Source organism: Escherichia sp. MOD1-EC7003 (assembly GCF_002965065.1).
Classification (GTDB): Bacteria; Pseudomonadota; Gammaproteobacteria; order Enterobacterales; family Enterobacteriaceae; genus Escherichia.
Genome location: NZ_PTRE01000277.1, coordinates 1 through 6,669 on the forward strand (window position 1 = coordinate 1; position 6,669 = coordinate 6,669).

Here is a 6,669-nt window from a genome sequence, read left to right on the forward strand (position 1 = left end):
ATGGACTGTACAAAGCGGAGGTAATACACCGTAAGAGCTGGAAAAACCGTGCAGAAGTGGAACAGGCCACACTAACGTGGGTGGACTGGTATAACAATCGACGATTGCTGGAAAGGCTGGGCCATATTCCTCCGGCAGAAGCAGAAAAAGCGTATTATGCTTCCATCGGAAATGATGAGCTGGCAGCCTGAGTTCACAGGTAAAATACTCTCCAGGAAAACCGGGGCGGTTCAGTCGTCTGGCGGCCTTTCTTTTTCTCAATGTATGAGAGGCGCATTGGGGTTCTGCTGTTGATCTCATCAACACAGACCTGCCGGAAGCGGCGGCAGAAGTCCGGCATACGCTGGTAACTTTGAGGCAGCAGGCAACGCTCCATGATCCAGTCGATTTTCAGAGAGACGATGCCTGAGCCATCCGGCTTACGATACTGACACAGGGATTCGTATAAATGTAAGGACAAAACATCAAAAGACTCCCCGATAACACCGAAACAAACGTGGCCATATATTGTTGAGCACTACACTTTTTCATGCTTTCGTATTGTTTTTTGTATTGGGATGAGGCAAATTATTATTTTAATAAATCTTTGAAGGGGAATTTACCGTAAGGAACTGGCGACCTTTTTCTATACTCACTAATTTTTGCGGGATTTATCTAAATATAGATAGTCAAGATATTGATAGTAAACAATTAGGTATATAATCATGAAAAAACGCATTGACTTAGAGCAAATAATTGAGACTTTTTTATATTACACAAAAATAAATACGACATCGGTTGATGGCAGCAAGGAACTTCCAAGCTGTGAAAATCAATATAAACTAGCAGAATATGTTGTAAGTCAATTTTCTGATGTTCCAGGGGTACAAACAAACATAAAAGAAAATGCTATTGCCACAATTCACTTACCCGCTAATATTCCTGACGCACCTTCTATCGTATTCTTTGCACACCTTGATACAGCACCGGACCACAGTACAGATACACATGCTTTCCGAGTGAAACAATATAACGGAGGTGTTATACCGTTTGCAGGTAGCGAGGAAAAACTATCCCCACAGGATAATCCAGAATTACTCAACTATATCGGTCAGGATATTATTGTAACTGATGGCACCAGCTTGCTGGGAGCTGACGACAAAGCTGCCATTGCAGCAGGTGTTGAAGCTCTCAAATATATGATTAATACCCCCACCTTTTCTCATGGTGATATTCGTCTTGTTCTTTTGCCTGATGAGGAGACCGGTATCAGAGGGGCAAAAGCGCTTGATGTTGGTGAATTAAATTCTGATTTTGGTATCTGTCTCGATTGTTGTGAGATTGGAGAATATGTTGTTGAAAACTGGTATGCAGGTAGTGCGCGAATTACAGTTCGTGGTGCTACAGCACATCCAATGAGTGCTAAAGGTAAGCTTGTTAATGCGTTATGTATAGCAACGGAAATTATCGCCGCATTACCTGAAAAAGAAAGGCCTGAGCATACTGAAAAACGGGAAGGATATTATTGGGTCCATAATCTCCATGGTGATACAGCCAGCGCCACGCTTGATATTGCTATTCGGGACTTTGAGTTAACAGGATATAAACAACGTAAAGCAGTACTCGAGAATATTGTTAAGAGTATTAATCAGCGTTGGAATAGTGAAAGAATAACATTAGTGTTAACCGATATATATGAAAATGTCAAACCAGCGCTTGATAAAACACCTGCAATTTTAGATAACGTTAGACAGGCAATGCATAACCTCGGCATTACTCCAAAACCACTGATTATGCGCGGCGGTTATGATGGTAGCGTCATCACCCCAAAAGGGCTGCCTACTATTAATATATTTACAGGGGCGCACAATTTTCACTCAATCAGAGAGTTTTTGCCAGTGGAATCCCTGCGTCTTGCCAGTGAAATGCTGCTGGAAATGGTTGAGCTAAGTGTCCCAGAGGTACAAAAATGAAAAAGTGGGTCATTGAACTCATTCTTTACACCGTTTATATGGTATTTGGTGCCGCCTGGGCTACGACAGGGTCCGTAATGCCACAAATTATGAGTGATTTTAATGTTGATGTATCACATGCAGCATTGATGTCGAATGTAATTTTATGGGCTAAAATTGTAGGAGCCGTTTGTACTGCAGTCCTGGTTTCCCGACTTGGCACTCGAAAATCCTATTTTCTTGGATGCATGATGATTGGAACCTCGTTGCTCATTCCATTCATTAATGACTTTACTTTGTTATTGATTATTCGTTTTCTTGGTGGGCTGGGTGGTGCTATTTGCCTTGTATCACTGGTGCCTACGGTTTCTCGTTTTTTCGATAACAAAATGGCGTCAACATTAAACAGTATAAATTGCACATCAAATATTATCGGTACAATTATTGCGTTAACATTGGCAGGTTATTTGTCGCTACTGTTCAACGGGTGGCGTAATCTGTTAGCTATCTATGGAATAATTACGTTAATATTGGGGGTTGTCTGGATAATATGTTTCACCGATGAAGAGCAACAACAGAATAGTCATATATCTATAAGTTATGAACAGCGAATAGCCGTATTAAAGGATGTATTGTTTAATCGTATTGTCTGGGGAATGATTATTCAGTATGCGGGGGCAATGATCATGATGATTTTTATGTTCACATTTTTGCCTCTGTACTATGCAAAATATGCTAATCTCCCCCCTGACTCCAATGCTCATTTGAGTGGCACAGTCAATCAGGTGGGGATTTTATTGGCGCATTGATGGGGCCGTACTTTAAAAACCGTGGGTATAATTATAAATCATGGCTATTTATTTCCAGTATCTTTATGGCTATTACAACCTTTGCAATGCTATTTGCCACTAATGATATCGTTATATTGGTTTGTTCGTTTTTGACGGGTTCTATTTTTGCCACCTGGTTTGCATTCATCTTCTCCATTCCAAAAGAAGAGCAAAAAAATGCGAATACACAAACTGTTACTTATTCAATGTCTACCTTCTGGGTTTGTACATTTATTTTGGCAACGATAAACAGTCAGTTAATTGGCTGGTCGGTTGATCTAACAGGTGGATTCACTCTTGGATTTACCTATGTTTTTGTTCTGATGGTGATATCTCCCGTTATTGCACTATTTGTATTTCCCGGAAGGAAACGTTAATTGCATATAATGCAGGCATACTTATGTACCTGCATCTGATTTATCTAATCAAAGCAGGTAATTAAAGGTACGTGGCTCGCCAGAGCTGTATTCTTGACCACCTCCAGGGAAGGAGGTGATTTTTCCTGTAAGGCTATAGCCTGTATAGAACAACTCAATAGCTTCCGTTTCCCAGACAGCCTAAGTTACAGCGAAACTGTTACAGATAAGGTAACAACAGTCTATTTCCGTTGCTATCTCATTCTCTCACTGGTGAGATTATAAACATTGCCACATTGACGTTTACCAACCGCGACAACAGCAATAATTAACATATCGTCAACAACCTCTCGCTCAGGACGATGTCCACATCACGTGGGTGAATTCCAGAATCGTTTGATTTTCAGTCTTTTACGTGACCGGAGAGAGTGTGATAATTTTGTACATGATATATTTTTCTGTTAATTTTATAGCAAACACCAATGCAAAAACAAAAACAACAAATTAGCAAACACTTAATTACAAAAAACATTTATTTATAATACACAAAAAAACAACCAGCACTTGCCAAAACCACTTTAGCTCATTGCGATATATTATGGTTATATAAAATAAAAGCCACTAAAGTTATTATTAATTAATAACATGCAATACCAATAACATTAGTATCTAACAGACAATAATAATCTATTATCAATAAATGACTAGAGGTCCCTAAATATCCTGGTATCGGTTATCACTTAACTCATTATAATAATTCAGAGTATAATACGGATGCTATTCTTTATGTTGTTCAGACACCTCTGCAAGACTTTTTACTGCTGTAAACCCCTCTGGTTTAGGTAATGAGCTCAATGGGGCGATGCAGCACTATGTCGTAAATATGTGGGTGATACCCGGAATAACAGGGGCCAGTCTGGCGCCGAAAATGGTAAGCCGGAAACGGCAGAGATGCTGACACAACGATTGGCTGAAGAGGCCATCCATCGTGAAATATAACGCCGTGCGGATGAGATTTTAGTAATTGCATGTACAGATATAAAGGAGGTTGCTGATATGGAAACTGTCTCTGGCGCTGATGACATTCGGGAAAAAATGGCAGACATACTGGAGGCATTATCCGTTGACAATATCCCTGAACGTTATGGTTTTACGGAGGCTATGGAACAACTGAAAAATAGCATAAATGATGATGAGTATTGCTGCATGGACTTTCACGTGACAGGTTATGCCTTTCTCAAAGCGTTACTGAGAACCAGATATAGACTTAAAAGGGCTGATCCGGATCATCCGTTGTTGCACCTCATATCCTCATCGGCAGAAATGCTCAGAATACAGTTGAAGATGAATGAAGTTTATTTCTGTCATTTAATCAGAATGGATGCAACTTCAGCACGTGCCGGTATTGCTAATGTGATTCTCCTTGGCCTTACTGCAATAATGATATTGGCTCTCGGGGGAGCAGTGCTGGCGCATGCATGACTTTAAAGCTTTTGCAAACGTGATGATATGTAAAGTATGAGCAATATTGCTGAATCACATAGAGTGCCCTGCTCACCAGATAAGGGATATGCGCTTCCCTTACTCACGGGAATAGGAAAGTAGCGAAAAAACAGATCACCGATTAATAAATGAGGGAAAATTTTGAAATAAGCTCCACACTTAGCCAGTGTCTATATTACATAAACAGGGACTGTAGTGATGCGTCACTACGGTAAATTGAATATGCCACCTTACTCTTCTCATCACGACCATCTTTATATAAAGAATTAACTGAGAATGTTATCAAAACCAATTATATACTCTCTGATATATGTTGCTCTGTAATGATTGATATTATGAGCCCGTCAGGGCTCATTTTTAAAAGAAATTAGCTAAAATATAATTCACATTAAAAATTGTTAAAATTAATTTTAGCATAAACATATCTCAATCCAGATCGAATAACTTCTACATCCATTGAGATAATCAATCCACATCTCGTCAGCATACTACACTTGCAGCAACCTCATAACGCATTGTCCCTTTGTACCCAAAATCAACAACGGAATTATGGTGATATGCTGCGATGGGATAGTGCTGTTCTCGTCTGCCTTCGTCGATTGCCAGCAATCTGACATCTGCGCTTTCGAGCCCATTTTTCACCAGTCCTGAATACAGGAAAGAGTTTACCGTTTTTATTTTTATCCCCATATCACTCGCCAGACGACATGGACGTAACTGATGGTAAATATACCCAAACATGACCATCATCTCCGACATCGTCAGTGTCCGCGCTGCTGTGTTCCAGCTCCATAAACCGTTATGCACTGCATTATGAATATCCTGTATCCCTTTCAGTGTTTCCACATTCAGTTGCATAAAATGACGCCCAAGAAACATACTGCTCATTAAACGACCCAACTGGCGGTCACAAATTATTAGCCAAGATTCATCATGCTTCAGAACATTCCTGCGGTTTTCCGGCCTGAAAAGATCTGCAGCCAGAATCACGCGATACTCTTTCAGCAGCAAACGTAAGCCATATTCCAGATAATAATTATGCGTAGCAAGAATAACCTTCATCGCCGTACTTCTCAGAGTTGTAGTCGTGTTTCATGTCACAGTCACAATCAGGGTTCCATGTTCCCACCCCAGAGAGCTGACCGGACATAATCCCTGCGTTTAAAGGCATCGTCCCCTCCATTTTATTTCACGTCAACTTGCATACCTTTAACAAACATTGCCGATACATTTCAATAACGATCGGCATTAAGTCTCTGCCGCTCTTCCGTGGGGCCCTTCACACATTGTTGCTCTGGTATTACCAGACAGGTGATATTCAACACAGGTGATATATTCATACAACTGAACTTTAGCGCCACCGTGAATTTAGTGGTTCAGGTGGCACCAACACCATGGATGTAATTAAGACAGACCACAAGTGGGCTTAATTACCCGAGTGAGTATGGTTATTTCACAAGACGGAAATGCCGATAACAGGGAGATCTACTCTCTGGCATTATGATCCAGATTCCCTTGTAGAAATATTACAAAAACGCCATATCCTCAGAAAAATATATCTCCACCTCTGGTAAAGACTGATGATGATGAATATATAGTATATGCAGAGCGACTGGTAATACGTTTAATAGATAGTCTTATCCCTACCTTTCGGGAGGCACAGGGAAAAAGCCCCTCAGCCGTGGTTACCGTTACTTCAACCAGTTCACTTTTGGTAAGGGATATAGTTAATTTTGAACCATCAAACAGAGCTGCATTAAATTTTCCTGATTCTGAATATCCCGGACACATCGACTTTAATAAGCTCAATATATTCAATGAAATACTGTGTAACTAACCATTTTGTCTGACGACTTCAGGAATCTCCTCTGATGCACCTGAAGTCGTGTTTCATCGCCCTACAACTGCGGAAGAATTCAATAAAAAATAATTTGTTGCGAAACAATTACGCTGCGTTAATTATTATTTTGTTTTGTCGTTATATTAATGTAAGCGGCTCGTCAGAACCGTATTGATATTTACTGAGAGCTCAGATCAACTTTCCAGGGC

Annotated in this window: 7 protein-coding genes and 2 pseudogenes; 5 read left to right on the forward strand and 4 right to left on the reverse strand. The window is 40.3% G+C overall.

What is annotated here, in order from left to right:
• The coding region (locus A7090_RS25325) for an IS3 family transposase (RefSeq protein WP_157941504.1) at positions 1-191 on the forward strand (191 nt) is incomplete at its 5' end.
• A 2-nt stretch (positions 192-193) separates the two neighbouring features.
• Here the strand turns inward: A7090_RS25325 and A7090_RS25330 are convergent.
• Positions 194-457, reverse strand: a pseudogene (locus A7090_RS25330) (hypothetical protein); the annotation flags it as partial.
• 247 nt (positions 458-704) lie between these two features.
• Between A7090_RS25330 and pepT the strand changes: the two are divergent.
• The 3 genes from pepT (at position 705) to A7090_RS25345 (ending at position 3,138) form a co-directional block, all read left to right on the forward strand.
• Complete coding sequence (pepT, locus tag A7090_RS25335; RefSeq protein ID WP_105275891.1) at positions 705-1,952, forward strand: peptidase T; 1,248 nt, start codon at positions 705-707, stop codon at positions 1,950-1,952.
• Positions 1,949-2,740 carry an MFS transporter gene (locus A7090_RS25340; RefSeq protein ID WP_105275892.1) on the forward strand — a complete coding sequence of 264 codons (792 nt, stop codon included), beginning with the start codon at positions 1,949-1,951 and terminating at the stop codon, positions 2,738-2,740. The genes pepT and A7090_RS25340 overlap by 4 nt, the downstream gene beginning before the upstream one ends.
• A gap of 65 nt (positions 2,741-2,805) precedes the next feature.
• The gene (locus A7090_RS25345; RefSeq protein WP_157941505.1) at positions 2,806-3,138 is read left to right on the forward strand and encodes a hypothetical protein; all 333 of its coding nucleotides are present in this window, start codon (positions 2,806-2,808) and stop codon (positions 3,136-3,138) included.
• A gap of 233 nt (positions 3,139-3,371) precedes the next feature.
• On the opposite strand, the pseudogene A7090_RS26915 reads toward A7090_RS25345, so the two are convergent.
• Positions 3,372-3,464: pseudogene (locus A7090_RS26915) on the reverse strand (type II toxin-antitoxin system RelE family toxin); the annotation flags it as partial.
• A 709-nt stretch (positions 3,465-4,173) separates the two neighbouring features.
• Between A7090_RS26915 and A7090_RS25350 the strand changes: the two are divergent.
• The gene (locus A7090_RS25350) at positions 4,174-4,599 is read left to right on the forward strand and encodes a hypothetical protein (protein WP_105275893.1); all 426 of its coding nucleotides are present in this window, start codon (positions 4,174-4,176) and stop codon (positions 4,597-4,599) included.
• Between the two features lie 501 nt (positions 4,600-5,100).
• On the opposite strand, the gene A7090_RS25355 is transcribed toward A7090_RS25350, so the two are convergent.
• The gene (locus tag A7090_RS25355) at positions 5,101-5,682 is read right to left on the reverse strand and encodes a hypothetical protein (RefSeq protein ID WP_241957305.1); all 582 of its coding nucleotides are present in this window, start codon (positions 5,680-5,682) and stop codon (positions 5,101-5,103) included.
• A gap of 483 nt (positions 5,683-6,165) precedes the next feature.
• The gene (locus A7090_RS27445) at positions 6,166-6,438 is read right to left on the reverse strand and encodes an EspG domain-containing protein (RefSeq protein WP_446718740.1); all 273 of its coding nucleotides are present in this window, start codon (positions 6,436-6,438) and stop codon (positions 6,166-6,168) included.
• Positions 6,439-6,669 lie beyond the last annotated feature (231 nt).

Bases quoted from the DNA above. Each gene is read 5' to 3' on its own strand.
- pepT (WP_105275891.1), top strand. From the start codon at position 705: ATGAAAAAACGCATTGACTTAGAGCAAATAATTGAGACTTTTTTATAT.
- A7090_RS25340 (WP_105275892.1), top strand. From the start codon at position 1,949: ATGAAAAAGTGGGTCATTGAACTCATTCTTTACACCGTTTATATGGTA.
- A7090_RS25345 (WP_157941505.1), top strand. From the start codon at position 2,806: ATGGCTATTACAACCTTTGCAATGCTATTTGCCACTAATGATATCGTT.
- A7090_RS25350 (WP_105275893.1), top strand. From the start codon at position 4,174: ATGGAAACTGTCTCTGGCGCTGATGACATTCGGGAAAAAATGGCAGAC.
- A7090_RS25355 (WP_241957305.1), bottom strand. From the start codon at position 5,682: ATGAAGGTTATTCTTGCTACGCATAATTATTATCTGGAATATGGCTTA.